23 protein-coding genes are annotated in these 23,454 nt (G+C 72.6%); 15 read left to right on the top strand and 8 right to left on the bottom strand.

From position 1 onward, the window contains the following. Window positions 1–9: 9 nt before the first annotated feature. A complete protein-coding gene (gene scpA / locus OG242_RS01585) occupies window positions 10–2,211 on the bottom strand; it encodes a methylmalonyl-CoA mutase (RefSeq protein ID WP_405896399.1) in 2,202 nt (733 codons plus the stop codon). Beyond that, window positions 2,211–4,067: a methylmalonyl-CoA mutase small subunit gene (gene mutA / locus OG242_RS01580; protein ID WP_405896398.1), complete on the bottom strand. Its 1,857-nt coding sequence runs from the start codon at window positions 4,065–4,067 to the stop codon at window positions 2,211–2,213. Before mutA ends, scpA begins: the two co-directional genes overlap by 1 nt. A 194-nt stretch (window positions 4,068–4,261) precedes the next feature. Here mutA and OG242_RS01575 point away from each other — a divergent pair, with 194 nt between their 5' ends. The 3 genes from OG242_RS01575 to OG242_RS01565 all read left to right on the top strand — a co-directional run bounded on the left by OG242_RS01575 (window position 4,262) and on the right by OG242_RS01565 (window position 6,030). Next, on the top strand, window positions 4,262–4,690 hold the full coding sequence (locus tag OG242_RS01575) for a DUF1269 domain-containing protein (protein WP_256332913.1): 429 nt from the start codon (window positions 4,262–4,264) through the stop codon (window positions 4,688–4,690). Between the two features lie 50 nt (window positions 4,691–4,740). Continuing rightward, window positions 4,741–5,019: an SHOCT domain-containing protein gene (locus OG242_RS01570; protein WP_405896397.1), complete on the top strand. Its 279-nt coding sequence runs from the start codon at window positions 4,741–4,743 to the stop codon at window positions 5,017–5,019. Window positions 5,020–5,226: 207 nt separating this feature from the next. Further along, the gene (locus OG242_RS01565; protein ID WP_405896396.1) at window positions 5,227–6,030 is read left to right on the top strand and encodes a tyrosine-protein phosphatase; all 804 of its coding nucleotides are present in this window, start codon (window positions 5,227–5,229) and stop codon (window positions 6,028–6,030) included. Window positions 6,031–6,126: 96 nt separating this feature from the next. Here OG242_RS01565 and OG242_RS01560 read toward each other — a convergent pair whose 3' ends face one another. Together OG242_RS01560 and OG242_RS01555 are read right to left on the bottom strand one after the other, a co-directional pair. After that, complete coding sequence (locus OG242_RS01560; protein ID WP_405896395.1) at window positions 6,127–6,774, bottom strand: hypothetical protein; 648 nt, start codon at window positions 6,772–6,774, stop codon at window positions 6,127–6,129. Further along, a complete protein-coding gene (locus OG242_RS01555) occupies window positions 6,771–7,355 on the bottom strand; it encodes a hypothetical protein (RefSeq protein WP_405896394.1) in 585 nt (194 codons plus the stop codon). The genes OG242_RS01560 and OG242_RS01555 overlap by 4 nt, the downstream gene beginning before the upstream one ends. Before the next feature lie 216 nt (window positions 7,356–7,571). On the opposite strand from OG242_RS01555, the gene OG242_RS01550 reads away from it, so the two are divergent. Further along, a complete protein-coding gene (locus OG242_RS01550) occupies window positions 7,572–7,976 on the top strand; it encodes a DUF1992 domain-containing protein (protein WP_405896393.1) in 405 nt (134 codons plus the stop codon). A gap of 45 nt (window positions 7,977–8,021) precedes the next feature. Then, window positions 8,022–8,513, top strand: a complete 492-nt coding sequence (locus OG242_RS01545) for a GNAT family N-acetyltransferase (protein ID WP_405896392.1) — start codon at window positions 8,022–8,024, stop codon at window positions 8,511–8,513. Window positions 8,514–8,522: 9 nt separating this feature from the next. Here OG242_RS01545 and OG242_RS01540 read toward each other — a convergent pair whose 3' ends face one another. After that, window positions 8,523–9,350 carry a VOC family protein gene (locus OG242_RS01540; protein ID WP_405896391.1) on the bottom strand — a complete coding sequence of 276 codons (828 nt, stop codon included), beginning with the start codon at window positions 9,348–9,350 and terminating at the stop codon, window positions 8,523–8,525. Between the two features lie 172 nt (window positions 9,351–9,522). Then, complete coding sequence (locus OG242_RS01535) at window positions 9,523–9,855, bottom strand: DUF6479 family protein (RefSeq protein WP_405896390.1); 333 nt, start codon at window positions 9,853–9,855, stop codon at window positions 9,523–9,525. A gap of 208 nt (window positions 9,856–10,063) precedes the next feature. Here OG242_RS01535 and OG242_RS01530 point away from each other — a divergent pair, with 208 nt between their 5' ends. From OG242_RS01530 to OG242_RS01500, 7 genes are all read left to right on the top strand, one after another. Continuing rightward, a complete protein-coding gene (locus tag OG242_RS01530) occupies window positions 10,064–10,456 on the top strand; it encodes a hypothetical protein (protein WP_405896389.1) in 393 nt (130 codons plus the stop codon). A gap of 94 nt (window positions 10,457–10,550) precedes the next feature. Continuing rightward, window positions 10,551–11,123, top strand: a complete 573-nt coding sequence (locus OG242_RS01525; RefSeq protein ID WP_405896388.1) for a 2Fe-2S iron-sulfur cluster-binding protein — start codon at window positions 10,551–10,553, stop codon at window positions 11,121–11,123. Then, window positions 11,120–12,106 (top strand): FAD binding domain-containing protein, encoded by a 987-nt coding sequence (locus OG242_RS01520; RefSeq protein WP_405896387.1) that lies wholly within the window; start codon window positions 11,120–11,122, stop codon window positions 12,104–12,106. Before OG242_RS01525 ends, OG242_RS01520 begins: the two co-directional genes overlap by 4 nt. A gap of 19 nt (window positions 12,107–12,125) precedes the next feature. Further along, window positions 12,126–14,225, top strand: coding sequence for a xanthine dehydrogenase family protein molybdopterin-binding subunit (locus tag OG242_RS01515; RefSeq protein WP_405896386.1), 2,100 nt, complete (start codon window positions 12,126–12,128; stop codon window positions 14,223–14,225). A gap of 192 nt (window positions 14,226–14,417) precedes the next feature. Continuing rightward, complete coding sequence (locus OG242_RS01510) at window positions 14,418–14,969, top strand: ATP-binding protein (protein WP_405896385.1); 552 nt, start codon at window positions 14,418–14,420, stop codon at window positions 14,967–14,969. A 197-nt stretch (window positions 14,970–15,166) separates the two neighbouring features. Further along, on the top strand, window positions 15,167–16,579 hold the full coding sequence (locus OG242_RS01505; RefSeq protein ID WP_405896384.1) for an NADP-dependent succinic semialdehyde dehydrogenase: 1,413 nt from the start codon (window positions 15,167–15,169) through the stop codon (window positions 16,577–16,579). 43 nt (window positions 16,580–16,622) lie between these two features. Further along, a complete protein-coding gene (locus tag OG242_RS01500; protein ID WP_405896383.1) occupies window positions 16,623–19,007 on the top strand; it encodes a phosphoketolase in 2,385 nt (794 codons plus the stop codon). A gap of 67 nt (window positions 19,008–19,074) precedes the next feature. Here the strand turns inward: OG242_RS01500 and OG242_RS01495 are convergent, their stop codons facing one another. Then, entirely contained in the window at window positions 19,075–20,190 is a 1,116-nt protein-coding gene (locus tag OG242_RS01495) for a chemotaxis protein (RefSeq protein ID WP_405896382.1), read from the bottom strand. A gap of 191 nt (window positions 20,191–20,381) precedes the next feature. Between OG242_RS01495 and OG242_RS01490 the strand changes: the two genes are divergently transcribed. Then, a complete protein-coding gene (locus OG242_RS01490) occupies window positions 20,382–20,906 on the top strand; it encodes a hypothetical protein (RefSeq protein WP_405896381.1) in 525 nt (174 codons plus the stop codon). Window positions 20,907–20,942: 36 nt separating this feature from the next. Here the strand turns inward: OG242_RS01490 and OG242_RS01485 are convergent, their stop codons facing one another. Continuing rightward, window positions 20,943–21,764 carry an endonuclease I family protein gene (locus OG242_RS01485; RefSeq protein WP_405896380.1) on the bottom strand — a complete coding sequence of 274 codons (822 nt, stop codon included), beginning with the start codon at window positions 21,762–21,764 and terminating at the stop codon, window positions 20,943–20,945. A 247-nt stretch (window positions 21,765–22,011) separates the two neighbouring features. On the opposite strand from OG242_RS01485, the gene OG242_RS01480 reads away from it, so the two are divergent. Together OG242_RS01480 and OG242_RS01475 are read left to right on the top strand one after the other, a co-directional pair. After that, window positions 22,012–22,212, top strand: coding sequence for a hypothetical protein (locus tag OG242_RS01480; RefSeq protein ID WP_093710215.1), 201 nt, complete (start codon window positions 22,012–22,014; stop codon window positions 22,210–22,212). An 84-nt stretch (window positions 22,213–22,296) separates the two neighbouring features. Then, window positions 22,297–23,442, top strand: coding sequence for a methyltransferase (locus OG242_RS01475; RefSeq protein WP_405896379.1), 1,146 nt, complete (start codon window positions 22,297–22,299; stop codon window positions 23,440–23,442). The last annotated feature ends 12 nt before the right edge of the window (window positions 23,443–23,454 follow it).

Below are 23,454 nucleotides of genomic sequence, written 5' to 3'. Positions count from 1 at the left end.
TTCAGCGGCTCACAGCTCGTGGCCGAGAGCGGAACCGAGCCGCGTCACCAGGTCGTGGGCCGCCTCCGGGATCACCGTCCCGGGCGGGAACACGGCCGCGGCACCCGCCTCCAGGAGCGCGTCGACGTCCTGGGGCGGAATCACCCCGCCCACCACGATCATGATGTCCTCGCGCCCCTCGGCGGCCAGCTCCTCGCGGAGCGCCGGGACGAGCGTGAGGTGACCGGCGGCCAGCGACGAGACGCCCACGATGTGCACGTCCGCCTCGACCGCCTGCCGGGCGACCTCGCCCGGGGTCTGGAAGAGCGGGCCGACGTCCACGTCGAAGCCCAGGTCGGCGAAGGCGGTCGCGATCACCTTCTGGCCCCGGTCGTGCCCGTCCTGGCCCATCTTGGCGACCAGGATGCGCGGACGCCGCCCCTCCGCCTCCTCGAACGCGTCGACCAGTGCGCGGGTGCGGTCCACGGACGGCGACTCCCCTGCCTCGTTGCGGTACACACCGGAGATCGTACGGATCTGGCCCGCGTGCCGGCCGTAGACCTTCTCCAGGGCGTCCGAGATCTCGCCCACGGTCGCCATCGCGCGGGCCGCGTCCACGGCCAGCGCCAGCAGATTGCCCTCCAGGCCGGGGCCGGGGTCCCGCTCGGCGGCCGCGGTCAGCGCACGCAGCGCTTCCTGGCACGCCTGCTCGTCGCGCTCCTCGCGCAGCCGGCGCAGCTTCTCGATCTGCTGGGCGCGCACCGAGGAGTTGTCGACCTTGAGCACGTCGATCTGCTCGTCGGTCTCGACCCGGTACTTGTTGACCCCGATCACCGGCTGGCGGCCGGAGTCGATGCGGGCCTGGGTGCGGGCGGCGGCCTCCTCGATGCGCAGCTTCGGGATGCCCGCGTCGATGGCCTTCGCCATGCCGCCGGCCGCCTCGACCTCCTCGATGTGTTTCCAGGCCCGCCGCGCCAGGTCGTACGTCAGCTTCTCCACGTACGCGCTGCCGCCCCACGGGTCGATGACCCGGCCGGTGCCGGACTCCTGCTGGAGCAGCAGCTGGGTGTTGCGGGCGATGCGCGCGGAGAAGTCCGTGGGCAGGGCCAGCGCCTCGTCGAGGGCGTTGGTGTGCAGCGACTGGGTGTGGCCCTGGGTGGCGGCCATCGCCTCCACGCAGGTGCGGGTGACGTTGTTGAACACGTCCTGCGCGGTCAGCGACCAGCCGGAGGTCTGCGAGTGCGTGCGCAGCGACAGCGATTTGGCGTTCTTCGGCTCGAACTGCTGCACGAGCTTGGCCCAGAGGAGCCGGGCGGCGCGCAGCTTCGCGATCTCCATGAAGAAGTTCATGCCGATCGCCCAGAAGAATGACAGCCGCGGCGCGAACGCGTCGACGTCGAGCCCGGCGTCCTGTCCGGCGCGCAGGTACTCCACCCCGTCGGCCAGGGTGTACGCGAGCTCCAGATCGGCCGTCGCCCCGGCCTCCTGGATGTGGTAGCCGGAGATGGAGATCGAGTTGTAGCGCGGCATCTTCCTTGAGGTGTAGGAGAAGATGTCGGAGATGATCCGCATCGAGGGCTTCGGCGGATAGATGTAGGTGTTGCGGACCATGAACTCCTTCAAAATGTCGTTCTGAATGGTCCCGGCCAGCTTTTCCGGCGGTACGCCCTGCTCCTCGGCGGCCACGATGTACAGCGCGAGGACCGGCAGCACCGCGCCGTTCATCGTCATCGACACCGACATCCGGTCCAGCGGGATGCCGTCGAAGAGCTGACGCATGTCGTAGATCGAGTCGATCGCCACACCCGCCATGCCGACGTCACCGGTCACCCGGGGGTGGTCGCTGTCGTAGCCCCGGTGCGTCGGCAGGTCGAAGGCGACCGACAGGCCCTTCTGCCCGGCCGCCAGATTGCGCCGGTAGAAGGCGTTGGACTCCTCGGCGGTGGAGAAACCCGCGTACTGCCGGATCGTCCAGGGCTGGTTGACGTACATCGTCGGGTACGGACCGCGCAGATACGGCGCGATGCCGGGGTACGTCCCGAGGAAGTCGAGGCCCTCCAGATCCCGGCCGGTGTACAGCGGCTTGACCGTGATGCCCTCGGGGGTCTCCCACAGCAGGTCGCCGTCGGAGCTGCCGGAGGACTCCTTGACCGCGGCGCGCCACTGGTCCTCGGTGACCTCGGGGGAGCCGTCCGGCCCGAGCCCGATGTCGGAGAAGTCGGGGATACGCATTACGCCACACCCATCCGGTCGAGAAGGGAAGAGAGCACGTCCACCGCGTCGCAGCCGGCGAAGACGTATGCGTCGACACCGTCGTACGCGGCGGGCCGCCCCGCCAGGTACACGCGCCGCGCGCCCGCCGCTGCCAGCGCCTCGGCGACCTCCGCCGCCTGTTCGGCGTAGAGCGCGTCGTTGGAGCACAGGCACGCCACGTCCGTCCCCGAGGCGGCGAACGCCTCGGCCACCGTCGACGCGTCCACCAGCGTCGGCTCGTGCACGGCCTCGATCCCGCCCGCCCGGAACAGGTTCGCGGCGAAGGAGGCCCGCGCGGTGTGGGCCGCTGCCGGGCCGAGCGCGGCGATGAACACCTTCGGCCGGGCGCCGGTCGCCGCCAGATGGGCGTCCGAGCGGACCCGCAGCGCCTCGAACGCCTCGTCGCGCCGCACGACCGGAAGCCCGCCGCCCACGGGGGCCGACGGCAGCGGCTCACGCTCCACCGGACGCTCGTCCAGCAGCGGGAACTCGCTCACCCCGGTCACCGGCTCCTTGCGTCGCGCCAGGTCCTTCTTGCGCGCCTCCCAGGTCGCCGCGATCCGCTCCGCGACCAGGCCCGAGTCCAGCGCGGCGGCCTGGCCGCCCGCCCGCTCGATCTCCTGGAAGAACGACCAGGCCGCCTCCGCGAGTTCGTCGGTGAGCCGCTCCACGTACCAGGAACCGCCCGCCGGGTCGATGACCCGGGCCAGGTGCGACTCCTCGAGAAGGATCGTGGAGGTGTTACGGGCGATGCGCCGGGCGAACGCGTCGGGCAGGCCCAGCGAGTGATCGAACGGCAGCACCGTCACCGCGTCCGCCCCGCCGACGCCCGCGCCCAGACTCGCCAGCGTCGTCCGCAGCATGTTCACCCACGGATCGCGCCGCGTCATCATCACCGGCGAGGTCACCGCGTGCTGCCGCTGCGCCCCGGCACCTGGAGCCCCGCAGACCTCGGCGACCCGCGCCCACAGCCGGCGCGCCGCCCGCGTCCTGGCGATCGTCAGGAACTGGTCGGCGGTCGCCGCGTACCGGAACTCCAGCTGCCCGCACGCCTCTTCGACGCCGAGCCCGGCATCCGTCAGCGCCCGCAGGTAGGCGACGCCCGTGGCCAGCGAGGCGCCCAGCTCCTGGGCCGCCGAACCGCCGGCCTCGTGGTAGGGCATCGCGTCCACGACGATCGCCCGCAGCCCCGGGAACTCCTCGGCGCACCGCCGCGCCCAGCGCACGGCCTGCGTCAGGTCCGGCTCGCCGCCCTCGCGCGCGGCCCGTCCCAGCGGATCGGCGCCGAGGCTGCCCCGTACCTCTCCGGCCGGGACACCGCGCTCCGCGCACAGTCGCAGCAACTCCGTGGCCGCCGCGTCCAGTTCCGCGCCCGCGTCCAGGACGATCGGCGCCAGGTCGAGCAGGACGCCGTCGAGTGCCCGATCCAGACCGGACACCGGTACGCCGGAGGCGCCACCGACGGCCAGCCACAACGAGGTGACGCCGTTCTCCAGGTCCGCGAGCACGGCCTCGTTGAACCGGGCCGGGTCGGTGAACGCGTGCCGCTGCCTTACGCCCCAGCCGCTCGCCGTACCACCCTCCGGCCTGCTGCCGCGGGTGAAGGGGGCGAAGCCCGGGAGACCGGCATCGGGCGCGTCGTCGCGCGAGGTGTAGAGGGGGCGGGTGATGAGCCCGTCCTCCACCGTGGTGGACAGTGCTTTCTCGGCGGCCGGTCCCGACACGTCCTTGCCCGATTTGCGCAGCACGCCCTCGACGAGGGTCTGCCACTGCTCATGGGCGGGGTCGGGGAATCCGGCGGCCAGCGAAAGCCCGTCAGCAGGCTGGACCGTCATGGCCCAGATGCTAGGACAGCTCCCGGGGGAGCAGCAGTGCGTCGGCCTGTGACCTTGCCCTCCCCCAGCGCACTTGATCCTTTACTTACTGTCGCGTAGCCACAACTGCCGTTATGTGATGATTCGCCACAGTGCGCCCATGAATGCCCAAAGTTATGCTGCTGGCAATCCATTCATGCGGAGAGGACGCGCCCGTGACCGTGGGACCAGTGGAGTACCTCGTCGTCGCCTTTCCCGGCAGCCGGTTCACCGGCGCCATCGCGCCGGCCCTGGCCGACGCGGTCGCCTCGAAGGCGGTGCGCATCCTGGACCTGACCTTCGTGCAACGGGCCGAGGACGGCACCATCCAGGCCGTCGAGCTGGACGATCTCGACCCCGACGACCTCGTCTCCTTCGAGCCGGTCGAGGGTGAGGTCAGCGGCATGCTCAGCAGCGAGGACATCCGGATGCTCGGCGAGCGCGTGCCGCCGGGGAGTTCCGCCGCGCTGATCGTGTGGGAGGACCTGTGGGCTGTCCCGCTGGCCGAGGCCGTCCGCGCGTCGGGCGGTCAGGTCATCGCCCACGAACGGATTCCCGCCGAGGTCGCGGAGGCCGCCGCCTCCGCCGCCGGCCACGAGAGCTGACGCCCGCACCGGAAGGGGAACACACCATGCCGATCTTCCGAGGACCCGGAATGAACCGCCGCGGACCCGGCCTCATCGGGGCAGCGGCGCGCACCGCCGTCGTCGCGGGCACCGCGTCCGCGGTCTCCGGGCGCGTCCAGCAGCGCCAGCAGGCCAGGTTCGCCGAGCAGGAGGCCGACCGGCAGCCGATGCCGCCCGCCTCGCAGCCCGCCGCCTCGCCGGGCGAGGACATCATCGGGCAGCTGGAGCGGCTGGCCGCGCTGAAGGAGCAGGGCGTCCTGACCGAAGCCGAATTCGACGCCCAGAAGGCACGGCTGCTGGCAGGGTGAGACCGGGGCCGCCCCGCAGCCCTTTGCGCCTCTCCGAACCCCCGCGACCGCCCGGCCGACGGCCCGCTGTTGCGAGGCCACGGCCCGCCCGCGCCCGATCGGTGATCCCCGGCGTTTTACTTTGTCGATGTGACGACATCATGCGACTTTTGATCCGGCCAGGCCGAAACGAATTCGGACGCGTGCCGGGAAAAGAGGAAATCCATCGTGCAAACCGTCAGGGCCGTCCCGACCGTTTCCGCCCTCAATCTGCGCGATCTGGGAGGCATCACCCTGGGCCCCGGCCGACAGGTCCGGCAGGGTGTGGTGCTGCGCTCCGGCCGGCTCGGCGGCCTGGACCCGGTGGACGCCGCGGCCGTGGCCGCGCTCGGCATCCGTACGGTCGTCGACCTGCGGACCGCCGACGAGCGCGCCTCGGCGCCCGACGCCCTGCCGCCCGGCTCCCGGCTCTTCGTGGCCGACGTGCTCGGGGACAACCCCGGCATCACCCCCGCCCGCTTCCGCGCGCTGCTCGCCGACCCGGTCGAGGCGGAACGCCTCCTGGGCAACGGCAAGGCCGAGGAAGCGGTCGCGCAGTCGTACCGCCAGATGGTGCTGTCACCGGGGGCCGCGGCTGCGTACCGAGCCTTCATCGACACGGCCGCCGACCCCGCCGCGCGGCCGGTGCTCTTCCACTGCGCGACCGGCAAGGACCGCGCCGGCTGGGCCGCGGCCCTGTTGCTCCTCGTCCTCGGTGCCTCGCGGGACGTCGTGCGGCGGGAGTTCCTGGCGGTCAACCCGGTGCTCCGGATCGTCGGCCGGCCGTACGTGCAGGGCTTCCTCGACGCGGGCGGCGACCCGGAGACCGCCTCCGCGATCATCGAGGTCCGCCCCCGCTACCTCGACACGGCCCTGGCCGCCATGGACGAACGCTGGGGCGGTCTGGACGGATACGTGCGCGACGGCCTGCGCGTCCCCGGTCCGACGCTGCGGAGGCTGCGGAGCGAACTGGTCGTCTACGCCGGCGCGTAGCGGCTGCCGTCACGCCCACAGCCCTCTGCCCCCGGCCGCACGCGCGCCGGGGGCAGAGGGCGAAGGGGACGAGCCGGGTCTCCGGCCAGGGACCACTCAGACCTTCAGCAGCCGTTCGGTGAGGTCGCGGTAGTGCTGGAGCGTGATCCGCAGCTCCTCGGTCCGCGTTCCCGGGTCGCCGCCGTCGCGGTCGTCGACGTGCAGGGTGTTGCGGCGCTCCTTGAGCGCGTCCGTGAGACCGGCGACGACCGCGTCGAACGTGGACTCCGCCTCCTCCACCGCGCGGTGCGGGCTCTCGACGAAGTCGGCCACCGCCTGGTGGAGACGGTGGGCCAGCTTGTCCTGGTCGCCCGTCGGCAGGAGGGCTTCGGCGCCGTCGTGCGCGGCGTGCGTCCGGCTGTCGCGGTCCGGCTCGTGCTTGGCCACCGGCGTACGGAAGGTGCGGGTGTCGGTGTCGGTTCCGCCGGTGTCCGTGTGACGGGGCGGGGTGTCCGGCGCGGTGCGCCCGGTGTCGGTGCGCTCGGTGTCCGTGCGGCCTGTGTCCGTGCGCCCGGCGTTCTTCTCGGCCAGGGGCACCGGGGCGGCGGCCGGGGGAGTGGAGGGCGCCGTGCGCGGGGAGCGGGTCCGGTTGTCGTCCGAGGAGTACGGGGACGGGGACCCGGTGCCGGCGGACCGGTCATCCGCGGCCGGCCGGCCCATGGGCGCGGCCGGGGACTGCGGTGTGCGATCGGTGTCCTTGTTCATGCCGTGCCACTTCCTTCCGCGTGGTGCTCGTCCCGGCGGACCGGTCGGTCCGTGCCGTTGGATACGAGGACGTCGAAGAGACCCCGGGCCTCCACGAGAGCCGTCCGCAGCTGTTCCGTGCCGCCCTCGCCGTGCTTGGCGTCGTGCACCCGGCGGTAGCCGTGGACGTGCTCGGCGTGGTGGACGGAGAGCGCGTCGGTCTGCTCGCCGAAGTCCTTGCCGTCGGGGAAGCCCAGGTCACGGGCCAGCTCCGCGAGGAGCGCGTCGGCCTCGGCCACCGCCTGCTGCGGCGAGTCGACGAACCGGTCCTGGACCCGCGCCCAGCGGGCCAGGTACTCCTCCCGTGCCTCCGGCGTCAGCGGGCGCTCGTCCAGCGAGCCGTGCCGCTTCAGCCGTTCGTTCAGTTCCTGTTCGGCGGCCTTGGTGTCGCCCTTGTGCCGCGCCACGGTACGTTCGTACTCGGGTCCGAAACGCCGCCGCAGCCCGTGGCCGCCGTTCTTCCGGCCGAAGACGAGGAACGCTCCGGCGGCCACCACCACGACGACCGCGAGGATGATCACGAGGGTCGTCATCGTCACCACCCCCGGCGGTAGTCGGTCCGCAGGTCGCTGAGTTCCACTCCCACCATCCCTTTCGGTTCGTTGCCCGGCTCCGTTCCGACCGGGCGTGACGCTCATGTACCCCCGCGAACGCGTTCGAGACGCGGCGCGTACACGTCTGCCCCCAACAGGCGTCCCGGGGCGCGTCGGTAGGGTGGGAAGGACCGCAGCAGGAGTACTCCGAGAGGGCGGATCACGGTGACCGAGCGCAAACCCGCGGGCGTCAGCTTCGAATCATGGGTGGACCAGCAGATCCGGGAGTCCGAACAGCGGGGTGACGTCTCCCGGCTGCCAGGGTTCGGCAAGCCGATCGAGGCGCTGAGCGCCCCGTACGACGAGACGTGGTGGATCAAGTCGAAGATGCAGCGCGAAGGGGTCTCGGTGCTGCCGCCGGCGCTGGCGTTGCGCAAGGAGGCGGAGGACGTCGTCGCCGGCCTGCCGGAGATCCGGACGGAGGCCGAGGTGCGCCGGGTGCTGGCCGAGGTCAACGACAAGATCCGGGAGGCCGTCCGCCGTCCGCCGCCGGGACCGCTGCTCAATCTGCGGCCGTTCGACGTGGACGCCCTGGTCGAGAAGTGGCGCGAGGCCCGCGCCGCCTCCTGAGGAGCCCGGGGCCGGTCACCGGCTCGTATGCGTAATACTCACTTCATGAGATCAAGCGTTACGACGACGGGTCGCCGGGCATCCGGCGGCCCGGTCCGCGTCAGGCGGGCGACCGCGCGGGACGCCAAGCGCCTCACCCGTCTGGTCCGGTCCTCGCGCGCGTACGAAGGCCCCTACGCGCCGATGGTCGCCGGATACCGGGTGGGGCCGGACTACATCGAGGCCCACGAGGTCTTCGCCGCCGTGCAGGAGGCGACGGACCGGGTGCTCGGCTTCTATGCGCTGATCCTGGACCCGCCCGAGCTGGACCTGCTCTTCGTCGCCGACGACGCGCAGGGCACCGGCACCGGGCGGCTGCTCATCGGCCACCTGCGCGGGGAGGCGGAGGCCCGGGGGCTGCCCGGCGTACGCGTCGTCTCGCACCCTCCGGCCGAGGGGTTCTACCTGAGCATGGGCGCGGAGCGGACCGGCACCGTACGGGCCGCGCCTCCCGCGGTGATGTGGGACCGGCCCGAACTCGTCCTGCCGGTCGCCTGAGGCACGCCCTCAGGACGGTTCGCCCTCCGAGGCGCGGTGGACGTCCGTGACGGTGAAGAGTCCGCCGTCCGGGTCGAGCAGAGTCGCCTCCCGGCCCCCCGGGTGGGTCAGCTCCTCCACGAGCGAGCCCCCGTGCTCGCGCGCCCGCTCGACGGCGAGCCTCACGTCGTCCACGGGGAAGTTGACCTGCCAGTGCGGGCGGACCAGCGGGTCGGGGGCGGCCTCGACCGCGCCGGAGCTGATCCGGGCCAGCTGGCGGCCCCCGCACTGGACGATCACCTCGTCCTTCGCGTACGACACCTCGCAGGCGCCGGGCAGCCCGCTCGCCCAGTCCAGCACCTCGCCGTAGAAGATCGCGGCGTCGAAGGCGCTCCGGGTCCGCAGCCTCAGCCAGGCGTGCGCATGGCCGTCCGGCGCGGGCGGTGACGTCGCCGGCTCGGTCCGTTCCCAGATACCGAAGCCGGCCCCGTCCCGGTCGGCGGCCAGCGCGCCGCGCCCCTTGCCGAGCGTCAGCGGCCCCACCGCCACCGTGCCGCTGCGCTCCCGGATGCGGGAGGCGGCCACATCCGCGTCCTTGACGGCGAAGTAGGGCGTCCAGGCGACCGCGACCCGGAAGGCGGTGGCCACGGCGCCGATGCCGGCGACCGGCACATCGCCGCGGCGGGCCACCGAGAAGTCCTGCCCGAGCCGGCCCGGGCGGAAGGTCCAGCCCATCACCGGGCCGTAGAACTCCTGGGCGGACTCCAGGTCCAGGGTCATCAGATTGACCCAGCAAGGAGCCGCGGACCCGGTCAGGGCCGCGCGCGCGGGCGCCGTGCCGGAGGTGCTTGGGGTCATGGTGCAACTGCCTTCATCGGGGGTGCGGCGCGGATGCCGGCGGCCATCGGGGCCGTCACCAGCCTCACCGGGGGCTGCCGCTCCCGCAACACGCGGAGCGCCCGCCCGCCGCGACCGGAGAGGGCCCGGACGGGCATGCCGTCCGGGCCCCGGGCCCGGAGCGGGGGAGTGGTCAGTCGCGCTTGTCGTCGTCCTCGTGGCGGATCGGCTCGTTGCCGTGCTCGCCGAGCTCGTACGGCGACAGGGCGTGGCCGTCCGCAGGGAAGTGGTCGTCGCCGTGGACGTCCCGCTTCTCCTCGTGACTGCGGTGGCCGGGGCCGGCCGGCTGCTCGTCCGGCCGGGGCGGGGGCAGCTCCTGGTCCTGCCGTCGCTTGCCCAGCACGAAAGCACCGATCAGCAAGAGCACCAGGAGCACGCCGATCACGCCCATCACGACTCCCGTCGCGCCGCGTCCGTCCGCGAGAGTGACCGCCAGGGAATTCAGGGCTCCATCCGAAACGTCCATGCTTGCCGGATACCCCGGGACAGGCCCGTCACTCGGGGTGGCGATCGAATTCATGTTTTAAGTGGATATAGGTGTAAAAAATGTTTCGATCCGTGTGAACCCCGGCCTCCCCGGGCACGCGAGGAATTCCGGGCCGCTCCTGTCGCAGCCGACTGCCGGTGGGGTCAGCCTGGAGATGACGGCATTGCCCCCTTCGTAAGGAGCAGCGGTGAACAGCGCACAGGACAAGCGGCAGGCCACGGAGGACCACCACGACCAGGAGGTGTCGGTCGTCCTCGGCGGCTGCCCCGAGGAGGACGCGCGCACGGTCTTCGACGTGCTGCGGGCCGCCTTCACCACCGACCGCTCATCGGCCGACGTACCCCATGAGGCCGAGGGCAAGCGTCCCACCGCCTGGGCCGCGACCGTCGACGTGTCCGAGGCCCGGGTGATCTCGGGATCCGTGACGCTCGGCGCCCCCGTCACGGTCGATGTGCAGGGCGGCTACCGGGCGGTCGACCGGCTCCGGGAGGGCCTGGCGGACGCCTTCGCCGTCCGGGTTGTCGGCACGGTTTCGGGGGACCAGGAGGAGGAAGTGCGACTGCGGCTCGAGAACAAGTAGGCCGAACGCCCGGGCAGGGTCCCCGACGGGACACGGGACGACAGTCGCATCTGGTAGAAATCGGACAAAGTGACTTCGTCGAAAGGTGCCGTACGTGGACCCGACCAGTTCGTGGGAGGGCGGCGCCGGAGAACCGCAGGCGCCCGGCGACCTTCCCTCCGCCACCCTGACCCTGCACATCAACGGCACCGAGCACACCCTCACCCTCGACCACCGCACCACCCTCCTGGACGCCCTGCGCCACCACCTGGACCTGACCGGGGCGAAGAAGGGCTGCGACCACGGCCAGTGCGGCGCCTGCACCGTCCTGGTGGACGGCCGCCGCGCCAACAGCTGCCTCCTGCTGGCCGTCGCCCACGACGGCTCCCGCATCACCACGGTCGAGGGCCTGGCGGACGGGGACCGGCTGCACCCGCTCCAGGAGGCGTTCCTGGAGCGGGACGCGTTCCAGTGCGGCTACTGCACGCCGGGACAGCTCTGCTCCGCCGCCGGCGTCCTCGCGGAGGCCGACTACGGCCACCCCTCGCACGTCACCCCGCACGACGCTCCCGTGGGCGTCCCGGCCCGGCTCGGCCCCGAGGAGATCCGCGAGCGGATGAGCGGCAACCTCTGCCGCTGCGGCGCCTACCCCCGGATCGTCGAGGCTATCGAGGACGTGGCGTCGTGAAGCCCTTCGCCTACCTGCGCGCCGAGACCGTCACCGACGCGGTCCGCGCCTGCGCCGCCCACCCGGACGCCAAGTTCCTCGGCGGCGGCACCAATCTGGTCGACCTGATGAAGCTCGGCGTGGAGACCCCCGGCATGCTGGTCGACGTCAGCCGGCTGCCGCTGGACCAGGTCACGGACACCGCCGACGGCGGCCTGCGCGTCGGCGCCACCGTACGCAACAGCGACCTGGCCGCCCACCCCGCCGTACGCACCCGCTACCCCGCCCTCTCGCAGGCCCTGCTGGCCGGCGCGTCCGGGCAGCTCCGCAACATCGCGACCACCGGCGGCAACCTCCTCCAGCGCACCCGCTGCCCCTACTTCCAGGACACCTCCAAGCCCTGCAACAAGCGCGAACCCGGCACCGGCTGCCCCGCCATCGAGGGCAACCACCGCGACCTCGCCGTCATCGGGCACTCCGAGGAGTGCGTCGCCACCCACCCCTCCGACATGGCCGTCGCGCTCGCCGCGCTCGACGCGGACGTCGTCCTGCACGGGCCGGAGGGCGAACGGACCGTCGCGGTGACCGACTTCCACCGGCTGCCCGGGGACAACCCCGACGCCGACACGGTCGTCCGGCCCGGCGAACTCGTCACCGAGGTGCTGCTGCCCCCGCTGCCCGACGGCACCGTCTGCCTCTACCGCAAGGCCCGCGACCGCGCCTCGTACGCCTTCGCACTGGCCTCCGTGGCCGCCGTGCTGCGCGTACGCGACGGGCGGATCGAGCACGCCGCGCTGGCGTTCGGCGGCCTCGCCCACCGGCCCTGGCGGGCCCGTGCCGCCGAGGAGATCCTGCACGGCGCGCCCGCCACCGACGCCACCTTCCTCCGGGCGGCCGACGCCGAGCTCGCCGCGGCCCGCCCGCTGCGCGACAACGCGTTCAAGGTCCGCCTCGCCCGGCACCTGGCCGTCGACGCCCTCGCCGAACTCACCGCCCGCACCTGAAGAGCCGAGGACTCCCGCCATGAGCCACGCCCCCCAGTCCCTGGGCGCGCCCGCCGTCCGCCGCGAGGGCCGAGCCAAGGTGACCGGCGCCGCGCGCTACGCCGCCGAGCGCGGCCTGCCCGGCTGCCTGTACGCCTGGGCCGTGCCCGCAACCGTGCCGGCCGGCCGGGTCACCGCCGTCCGCACTGTCGACGCCCTGGCCCACCCCGGCGTCCACAGCGTCCTCACCCACGACAACGCGCCGCGGCTCCACGAGCCGGACGACCCGATCCTCGCCGTGCTCCAGGACGACCGGGTGCCCCACCGCGGCTGGCCGGTCGCACTCGTCGTCGCCGACAGCCTGGCGAGCGCCCGGGCCGGGGCCGACGCCCTGCACATCACGTACGAGACGGCCCCGCACGACGTCGTACTGACCGAGGACCACGCCGGCCTCTACACCCCTGAGCAGGCCAACGGCGGTTACCCGGCCGTCCGCGAACGCGGCGACTTCGACCGGGCCTTCGAGGAGTCGCCCGTACGCGTCGACGTGACGTACACCCTGGAGCCGCTGCACAACCACCCGATGGAGCCGCACGCCTCCACCGCCCACTGGTCGCCCGAGGGGCACCTCACCGTGTGGGACTCCAGCCAGGGCGCCACCAAGGTGCGCGACAGCCTCGCCACCGCCTTCGGTATCGGGACCGGCCAGGTCACCGCCGTCTCCGAACACGTCGGTGGCGGCTTCGGCTCCAAGGGCACCCCGCGCCCGCAGGCCGTGCTCGCGGCGATGGCCGCGCTGCACACCGGCCACCCGGTCGAACTCGCCCTGGCGCGGCGCCAGATGCCGGCACTCGTCGGGCACCGGGCGCCCACCGTGCAGCGCGTCAGGCTCGGCGCGGAGTCCGACGGCACGCTCACCTCGGTCGCCCAGGAGGTCATCACCCACACCTCCAAGGTCAAGGAGTTCGTGGAGCAGGCCGCCGTGCCCGCCCGCGTTATGTACGGCTCCCCGCACAGCCGGACCAGCCACCGGGTCGCCGCCCTGAACGTGCCGAGCCCCTCGTGGATGCGCGCCCCGGGCGAGGCCCCCGGGATGTACGCCCTCGAATCCGCCATGGACGAACTCGCGGCGGAACTCTCCCTCGACCCCGTCGAGCTGCGGCTGCGCAACGACCCGGCGGACGAACCCGACTCCGGCAAACCCTTCAGCAGCCGCGGCCTGGCCGCCTGCCTGCGCGAGGGCGCCGAACGCTTCGGCTGGCAGGAACGCGATCCCGCCCCAGGTCTCCGCCGCGAGGGCGCCCTGCTGCTCGGCACGGGCGTCGCCTCGGCCACGTACCCGGTCTACGCCAGCGCGAGCCACGCCTCCGCGCACGCCGCCCCCGACGGCACGTACCGGATCGCCGTCAACGCGACGGACATCGGGACCGGGGCCCGCACCGTCCTCGCGCAGATCGCCGCGGAGGTGCTGGGCACACCGCTGGACGACGTGACCATCGACATCGGGGACAGCGACCTGCCGGACGCCCCGCTGGCCGGCGGCTCCTCCGGGACCGCCTCCTGGGGCTGGGCCGTGCACAAGGCCGCCTCCGGTCTCGCGGAACGGCTCGCCGCGCGCACCGGGCCGCTGCCCGACGAGGGAGTGACCGTCACCGCGGACACCGGCGAGGAGACCGCCGAGGAATCCCCGTACGCCCGCCACGCCTTCGGGGCGCACTTCGCCGAGGTCGCCGTCGACACCCGTACGGGCGAGGTCGGGGTGCGCCGTATGCTCGGCGTCTTCGCGGCCGGCCGCATCCTCAACTCCCGCACCGCGCGCTCCCAGTTCATCGGCGGCATGACCATGGGCATCGGCATGGCCCTCATGGAGGGCAGCACCCTGGACCCGGTCTTCGGCGACTTCACCGAGTCCGACCTCGCCTCGTACCACGTCCCCGTCTGCGCCGACGTGGCCGCCATCGACGCACACTGGATCGACGAGGACGATCCCCACCTCAACCCCATGGGCAGCAAGGGCATCGGTGAGATCGGCATCGTCGGCGCCGCCGCGGCCGTCGGGAACGCCTTCCGGCACGCCACCGGCGTACGGCTGCGCACCCTGCCCCTCACACCCGACCGGGTGCTCACCCACCTGGCGTGACCTCCGGGCCGCGCACCCCGATCGGGCGAAACCGCCGATCACCGGGGTGCGCGGTCCGATATGTTGCGCGACCGGCCCAGCCGGGTCACCCTGTGGAGTGACCCAGAAGAGACATCTGCTCACTCTTCGTATTCGGGGGTCGTTGGTTCAACGGGGCGAAGAACGTGGGCCTCGATGTGAGGAGCCTCGACGATGACCGTTCCACTCGACCGGCACTATCTGGTCGAACTCCAGGTTTCCGCAGACCGTGTGGACCAGCTGCGACGGATAGTCGCCGCACATCTGCGCCACTGGAGTCTCGAACTCCACGTGCGGCCCGTGTGCCGCGCCGTGGAGGAGCTGCTGACCAATGTCCACCGGCACGTCGGTGACGACAACCGCTGCGTCGTCGAACTCCGCTGGTCCGGACGGCACCTCACGGTCTCCGTCGCCGACAACGGCTCCGAGATGCCGCGGCTGCTCCACGAGGGCGGCGGCCTGAGCCGGGTCATGGCCCTCAGTGACAGCTGGGGCACCTGCCGGACCGCCGAGGGCAAGGTCGTCTGGTTCACCCGGTACGCCCAGGAGCCGCAGCACATCGAGCTGGTGCCGCTGCCGCCGCTGCCCGGCGTCCGCGAGTTCCGCCGCCCGCCGGCCGTGGTCGCGGAGATCCCCGACCCCGTCCCGGCCGGAGCCGACGAGACCGTGCCCGTCGCGGCCGGCATCGAGGAGACCGTCCCCGACGCCGCTCCCGCCCTCGTCTGAGGCGTACGGCCCACGGCGACAAGGCAACAACCGCCCCCGCCACCGCACCGCCCGTCGGCGCGGATCGCATGCTCCAGGCATGCATGATCCGCGCCGGCCGGGTATCCGGTGGCGGGGGCCGGCCGTGCCCCGGCCCGCGTTGCGGCCGGGCCCGGCGCGCGGCACGGTCGAGGTACCGAGGCAAGGAGGCCACAGGCATGCCCATCGCGACGGTCAACCCCGCGAACGGCGAGACGCTCAGGACGTTCGACGCGCTGGAGGACGACGAGATCGAGAAGCGGATCGCCGCGGCCGACGCCGCCTTCCGCGACTACCGCACCACCTCGTTCGGCGAACGGGCCCGGCTGCTCAACCGCGCCGCCGACCTCCTGGACGAGGACCAGCAGGACATCGCGCGCACCATGGTCCTGGAGATGGGCAAACCGATCACGGCCGCCCGCGCCGAGGCCGCGAAGTGCGCCAAGGCGATGCGCTGGTACGCCGCCCGCGCCGAGGAACTGCTCGCCGACGAGCACCCCCCACCCGACGACGTCGAAGACTCCGGCGCCGTACGCGCGTACGTCCGCTACCGGCCGCTCGGCCCCGTGCTCGCCGTGATGCCGTGGAACTTCCCGCTCTGGCAGGTCGTGCGCTTCGCCGCCCCCGCCCTGATGGCCGGCAACACCGGGCTGCTGAAGCACGCATCGAACGTGCCGCAGACCGCGCTGTACTTGGGAGACCTCTTCCACCGCGCCGGTTTCCCGGCCGGCTGCTTCCAGACCCTGCTCGTCGGATCCAAGGCCGTCGAGGGCATCCTGCGCGACCGCAGGGTCGTCGCGGCCACCCTGACCGGCAGCGAACCGGCCGGACGCTCCGTCGCCGCGATCGCCGGTGACGAGATCAAGCACACCGTCCTGGAACTCGGCGGCAGCGACCCCTACCTCGTCCTGCCCTCCGCGGACGTCGCCAAGGCCGCCCGTACCGCCGTCACCGCCCGCGCCCAGAACAACGGCCAGTCGTGCATCGCCGCCAAGCGGTTCATCGTGCACACCCAGGTCTACGAGGAGTTCGCCGAGCGCTTCACCGTCGGCATGCGCGAGCTGACCGTCGGGGACCCGCTGGAGGAGTCCACCGACGTCGGACCGCTCTCCAGCGAACAGGGCCGCGCCGACCTGGAGGAGCTCGTCGACGACGCGGTGGACCGGGGCGCCGAGGCCCTGTGCGGCGGCGGCCGGCCCGACGGCCTGGGCGGCGGCCTGCAGAACGGCTGGTTCTACGCCCCCACCGTCCTCGCCGGCATCACGCCGGAGATGCGAATCCACCGCGAGGAGACCTTCGGCCCCGTCGCCACCCTCTACCGCGTGGACAGCCTCGACGAGGCCGTGGCGACCGCCAACGACACCTCCTTCGGACTCAGCTCCAACGTGTGGACCCGCGACGCCGGCGACGCCGAGCGCTGCGTCCGGGACATCCAGGCCGGCGGCGTGTTCTTCAACGGCATGACGGCCTCCCACCCCGCGCTGCCCTTCGGCGGGGTCAAACGCTCGGGTTACGGGCGTGAGCTCGCCGGACACGGCATCCGCGAGTTCTGCAACGCCACCACCGTCTGGTACGGCTCCGAGCCCCGGTGACCGTACGCGCGACGACCCCGAACCCGCCCGCAGAGAGGTCACCATGAGCGACGCCCCACCGCCCGCGCCGGCCGGCCCTTCCGACGAGGAGCTCGACGCGCTGGACGCGCACTGGCGGGCCGCCAACTACCTGGCCGTCGGGCAGATCTACCTGATGGACAACCCGCTGCTGACCCGGCCGCTCGCACCCGAGCACATCAAGCCCCGGCTGCTCGGCCACTGGGGCACCTCACCGGGGCTCAACCTCGTGTACACCCACCTCAACCGCCTCATCGGGGCGCGCGGCACCCACGCGCTGTGCATCTGGGGCCCGGGCCACGGCGGCCCCGCCGTCCTCGCCGGTTCCTGGCTGGAGGGCAGCTACTCCGAGACGTACCCGGACATCGGCCGGGACGCGGAGGGCATGGGGCTGCTGTTCAAGCAGTTCTCCTTCCCCGGCGGCGTCCCCAGCCACGTCGCGCCCGAAACCCCGGGCTCCATCCACGAGGGCGGCGAACTCGGCTACTCCCTCGCCCATGCCTACGGCGCCGCCCTCGACCACCCGGAGCTGCTGGTCACCTGCGTCATCGGCGACGGCGAGGCGGAGACCGGACCGCTCGCCGGGTCCTGGCACGCCAACAAGTTCCTCGACCCGGTCCACGACGGGGCCGTCCTGCCCGTGCTCCACCTCAACGGCTACAAGATCGCCAACCCGACGGTGCTCGCCCGCCTCCCGCACACCGAACTCGACGCCCTGCTGCGCGGCTACGGACACGACCCCCTCTACGTGGAGGGCGACGACCCGCGCTCCGTGCACCGGGCGATGGCCCTCGCGATGGACCGCGCCGTCGACCGCATCGAGGAGATCCAGACCGCCGCCCGCACCGGCGGTGACACGGAGCGGCCGCGCTGGCCGGTGATCGTGCTGCGCACCCCCAAGGGCTGGACCGGCCCCGCCGAGGTCGACGGACTCCCCGTCGAAGGCACCTGGCGCGCCCACCAGGTCCCGCTGCCCGGCGTCCGCGACAACCCCGACCACCTGCGCCAGCTGGAGGCGTGGATGCGGTCCTACCGGCCGGACGAACTCTTCGACGCCGAGGGCCGCCCCACCGCACAGGTCCTGGCCTGCGTCCCCGAGGGCGCCGCCCGCCTCGGCGCCTCCCCGTACGCCAACGGCGGCCTGCTCCTGCGCGACCTGCCCATCCCGGAGCTGGACGCGTTCGCCGCCCCCGTGGACCGGCCCGGCACCACGCTTCGGGAGCCGACCCGGGTGCTCGGCGGGCTGCTGGAAGCCGTCATGGCGGCGACGGCCGACCGCAGGGACTTCCGTCTCGTGGGCCCCGACGAGACCGCCTCCAACCGGCTCGACGCGGTCTACGAGGCCAGCGGCAAGGCGTGGCAGGCCCGCACGCTGCCGACGGACGAGCACCTCGCGCGCGACGGCCGGGTCATGGAGGTGCTGTCCGAGCACCTGTGCCAGGGCTGGCTGGAGGGCTATCTGCTGACCGGCCGGCACGGGCTGTTCTCCTGCTACGAGGCCTTCGCGCACATCGTGGACTCGATGGTCAACCAGCACATCAAGTGGCTGCGCACCTCGCGCCGCCTCGCCTGGCGCCGCCCCATCGCCTCCCTCAACTACCTGCTCACCTCGCACGTCTGGCGCCAGGACCACAACGGCTTCTCGCACCAGGACCCGGGCTTCGTCGACCACATCCTCAACAAGAGCCCGGAAGTCGTACGCGTCTACCTGCCGCCGGACGCCAACACCCTGCTCTCCGTGGCGGACCACGCCCTGCGCAGCCGGGACTACGTCAACGTCGTCGTGGCCGGGAAGCAGCCGAGCTTCGACTGGCTCACCCTCGACCAGGCCCGGGTGCACTGCGCGCGCGGCGCCGGGGTCTGGGACTGGGCCGGAACGGAGGACGGCAGCCGCGAGCCCGACGTCGTCCTCGCCTGCGCCGGGGACGTACCCACGCTGGAGACCCTGGCGGCCGCCCAGCTGCTGCGGCGCCACCTGCCGGAGCTGGCCGTGCGGGTGGTCAACGTCGTCGACATGGCCCGGCTCATGCCGCACTCGGAGCACCCGCACGGCATGCCGGACTCCGAGTACGACGCCCTGTTCACCCGGGGCAGGCCGGTCATCTTCGCGTACCACGGCTACCCCTGGCTGATCCACCGGCTGGCCTACCGCCGCGCCGGCCACAGCGACCTGCACGTGCGGGGCTACAAGGAGGAGGGCACGACCACCACGCCCTTCGACATGGTCGTCCGCAACGACCTGGACCGCTACCGACTGGTCATGGACGTCATCGACCGGGTGCCCGGCCTCGGCGTCCGGGCCGTGGCGGTGCGTCAGGAGATGGCGGACACCCGCACCCGCCACCACGCCTGGACCCGCGAGCACGGCACCGACCTGCCCGAGGTGGCCAACTGGTCCTGGGAGGGCTGAGCCCCGGCACGCGGCGAGGGCCCGGACGGGGATGTCCGTCCGGGCCCCCGCCGTACAACGGGCAGGTTCAGAAACGCAGTTCGGCCGCGATCCGCCCGTGACCCTTGAGCAAGTCGTCCGCGACGAAGTAGACCTCCGCGCCGCCGTCCAGCGCCGCCTCGACCAGCTCGTCGACGATGTCCTCGCGGGCGCTCTCGTCGGCCGGGTCCACCACGTCGCCGGCCACGGGCTTCAGGTGTTCCTGGTCGACCCGGACCGTCTGCTGGTAGTGCTCCTCCACCGCCAACAGGCCCACCCGGCCCTCACGCGCCGCCGCCCACACCTCGTCGAGCCCGCCGGCGAACGCCTTCCGGCTGCGCGCCGCGTCGAGCCGGCCGTCGATCTCCTTCGCGAAGTGCGCGCGCCGTGCCTCCAGGGCCGGGCGCAGCTCGGTGAGCAGGTCGCGGGGCGCGTTGTCGGCCGGCGCGCCCTTGGTGACCCGGCCCACCGCGTCCTTCGCGCACTGGCCTGCCTCGTCGAACAGGGCGAGCGCCGGGGCGATGCCCACCAGGTACAGCGGACGCGGGTCGGTGGCCAGGACGGCGCGCAGCTTCTCGTCCACCGTGCGCAGGAAGAGCTTGGTGTCCTCGTTGGCGAAGTTGCTCGGGGTGTCGCCGGTCCGCTCCATGCGCTGCGGGTTGAACTCCTCGCGCGGGGCCGTCAGCGGGAAGCCGCCGACGTGTGCCTCCTGCGCGGATTCGGTCGTCCCGCTGAAGAGGGCGGCGTGGTCGGCGGCCACGGTCAGCGCCCAGAAGGGCCGGGCCTGAGCCTTCGCGGCGACCAGGTTGCGGGTGAGGTAGCTGTCGCTCAGCACCACCCGTTCGGGTGCGGTACGCGGCAGTCGCCAGATCTGGAACTCGTCGGCCGTCGCGAGCAGCACCAGCGAGTCCAGCGCCCGGCGCGCATCGAGCTCGTCGACCGCGCGTTCGAGCTGCCGTTTGATCGCGGCGCAGGTGTCGCGGCTGACCGCCGGATCGGCCTCCAGCCTGTTGTGCGCCTCGGACAGCAGGTTGCGCAGCCGTACGGCGTCCTGGGCGTTGTCCGGGGCGTGCCGGTGGGTCGGCATGGTCAGGGACAGGGCCGGATAGGGCTTGGCCGCGCGCAGCTCCTGCAGCAGGCCGGCGGTCAGGGCGTCCGTGTCCATCAGTTCCCTCCCGGGGAATCGCGCACTGCGTGCGGAGCGGGTGATTCAACGAGTCAATTCATACCTTTTGATCCTAATATGGGCGAGTTGGTCATTCCGGGTGCGAGAAGCCCTGCTTCCCCGTGCCCGCTTCAGTGGACGGAGCGTTTGTGAACCGGACCTGCCCCGTGCGGCGCCCCCTCCGAGGCCGCGTGCCCCGCGGCCTGGCCCCCGCCGCACTCGTCGCGGTGCTCGTCGCCGGCGCGGCCGCCTGCGGTGGCTCCGACACCTCGTCCGCAGGTACGGCCCGCAGCACCCGTACGGTGTCCGCCGCACCGACGGCGAGCCCGAGCCCGACCAGCAGCGGGCGTACCCAGGACGAGTTCGCGGCCTCGGTCTCCGCCGACGCCGAGCGCAACCGGCAGAAGGCGGTGTCGACCCTCAAGGGTGTCGACGGCAAGGGCGACGCGGTCGACGACGTCTCCGTCAGCAGCGTCGCGGTCCGGCCCGGGGAGCAGTTCCGCAGCGCCCTGGTGCGGGTGACCAACGGGGGCGACAAGCCGGCGTTCTTCGCCGTGCGCGTGGAGTTCGTGGACGCGTCGGGCAAGGTGCTGGACTCCGTGGTGCTCGGCTTCCCGGACGTGCCGACCGACCGGACCGTCAGCCAGCACGCCAACAGCCGCAAGGCCGCCGGCGTCAAGTCGGTCCCCCGGATCGCCCAGGCGCAACGGAGCTGACGGGCTGCGGCCTCGCGGTGGTTCGGCGCGGGGCCGTCACCAGATGGCCTCCACCCACTCGGGGTGGTCCACGAACGGGTTCCGGTTGTGCTGGTAGTCCTCGTATATGACGTCGTTGCGCCGTTTCTCGAAGGTGTCCGGCGGGTCCTGCTCGCTCCACGCCTTCAGTACGGAGAGCCGGCCGATGTGCGGTGAGGAGCCGTTCGACACGCTGTCGTTGGGCTCCAGGTCGGGGAACGCGTCGTCGCCCTCGTAGCGCACCGCCATGTAGAGGATCATCCGGGCCACGTCGCCCTTGACGGCGTCGCGCGGTTCGAAGGAGTCGCCGTCGGTGTAGTTGCCGGGCGCGGCGCTCAGCTCCGTACCGCCGTTGTCGAAGTCCTTGTTGCCCCGGGTGGAGTTGACCTGGACGTCGGACGGGCGCAGGTGGTGGATGTCGGTGCCGGGGCCGGTGGCCGTGCCGAAGTCGCCGTGGGACTTGGCCCAGACGTGCTCCCGGTTCCACTGGCCGGGGTTGCCGCCGTTGTCGCTCTTGGGTTCGGAGCGGCCGGTGTAGAGCTCGATGACGTTCGAGGAGTTGGCCGGGTCCTCGTCGGTGTCCTTGAGGGCGTCCCACACCTGGCTGTAGGTGAGCTTGCTCTGGTCGCTGATGATCGTGTGCAGGGCGCTCTTGAGCGCGGCGCCGGTCTTGCCGGTCGCGTCCTGGTAGTACGTGTCGTCGAGTGCGGTGACCGAGGGGGAGGCGGCGGTGGCCGGTGGCGTCGGGGCGGGTGCGGCGGCCGCCGTGCCGGTGAGCACCGCGAGGACGGCGAGCGCGGCGGGCAGTGCGCGGCGTGGGGGAAGGTGACGACGGGACATGTGGGGTGTCCTCTCCTGGAATACGCGCACCGCGGGGCCGTCACGAGGTGGGGGACGGCGCCGCGGTGGTCGTGTCCGCTATGTGTACGCGGGAGCCTCCCATGCGGAACGTCACGATGTGTGAACACCGCGCAGTTATCATGTGCAGGTCAAGTGGGGGTTCGTGGCCGCCTTCGTGACCGCGCTCGGCCTCGGATGCGGGAGCGCCGGTGGCGGGCGAGAATGACGGGAAGGACAAGGAGGCGGCATGAGCGACGAGTCCGATTCCGTATCCAGCACCCGGGGCGTGACTCCGGACGACCTCTTGCACACCGGCGCCACCGACAACCCGTCGCCGGAGGACCTGGTACTCGCATCGGGGAAGGACCTCACCCCGGAGAACCTCGAGTGGGCGGAGCGCACCCTGGCCAGGGAGGGCCGGGCGGCCATCGACAAGCGACTGCCGTAGACAGCGGTACGGCGCGGCGGCCCCGGCCGTCGCGCCCCCGGCAGGTACGGGCGACGGGCGCCGCTCGGTTAGCCTGAACGCACAATGAACCGTTTGACGACGTCAGAGGCCGGTTACGACCTCGCCCGCTTCCCCGAGGACCCCCGCGACCCGTTCCGTGCCTGGGACGCGGCCGACGCCTATCTGCTCCAGCACCTGGAGGAGGAGGCGGCCGGCCTCTCGGGGAACGTCGTCGTGGCCGGGGACCGCTGGGGCGCCCTGAGCACCGTGCTCGCCGCGCACCACCCCGTGCAGATCAGCGACTCCTACCTCGGACAGCGGGCGACCGTCGCGAACCTGGAGAGGAACGGGCTCCCCGCCGACGCGGTGCGCCTGCTCTCCCCGCGCGAGACCCCGCCGGACCGCATCGACGTGCTGCTCGTCCGCGTACCGAAGAGCCTCGCGTTCCTGGAGGACCAGCTGCACCGCCTCGCGCCCGCGGTGCACGCCGGGACCGTCGTCGTCGGCACCGGCATGGTCAAGGAGATCCACACCTCCACGCTCGACCTCTTCGAGCGGATCATCGGCCCGACCCGGACCTCCCTCGCCGTCCGCAAGGCCCGGCTCATCCACTGCACGCCGGACCCGGCCCTGCCCCGCACCCCCAGCCCCTGGCCGCTGCGCTACGAACTGCCCCCGGACGCCGGACCGGCCGCCGGGCACACCGTCACCAACCACGCCGGGATCTTCTGCGCCGACCGGCTCGACATCGGCACCCGCTTCTTCCTCAAGCACCTGCCGGACCGCACCGGACCGGACCGGGTCGTGGACCTCGGCTGCGGCAACGGCGTCGTCGGCCTCGCCGCCGCCCTCGCCAACCCCGGCGCCACCCTCACCTTCGTCGACGAGTCCCACCAGGCCGTCGCCTCCGCCGAGGAGACCTTCCGGAGCAACACCGGACCCGGCGCCCCGGCCCGCTTCGTCGTCGGGGACGGCCTGGCCGGCGCCGAGCCCGGCAGCGCGGACCTCGTCCTCAACAACCCGCCGTTCCACTCCCACCAGGCCACCACGGACGCCACCGCCCGGACCATGTTCCACGGGGCACGGAGCGCGCTGCGCCAGGGCGGCGAGCTGTGGGTGGTCGCCAACCGCCACCTCGGCCACCACACCACCCTGCGCCGCGTCTTCGGCAACTGCACCACGGTGGCGGGCGACCCGAAGTTCGTGGTGCTGCGGGCGGTCAAGCGCTGAACCGTACTCCAC

This window comes from Streptomyces sp. NBC_00727 (genome assembly GCF_045161745.1).
Lineage (GTDB): Bacteria > Actinomycetota > Actinomycetes > Streptomycetales > Streptomycetaceae > Streptomyces.
This window is presented reverse-complemented; position numbering and strand designations above follow the sequence as displayed.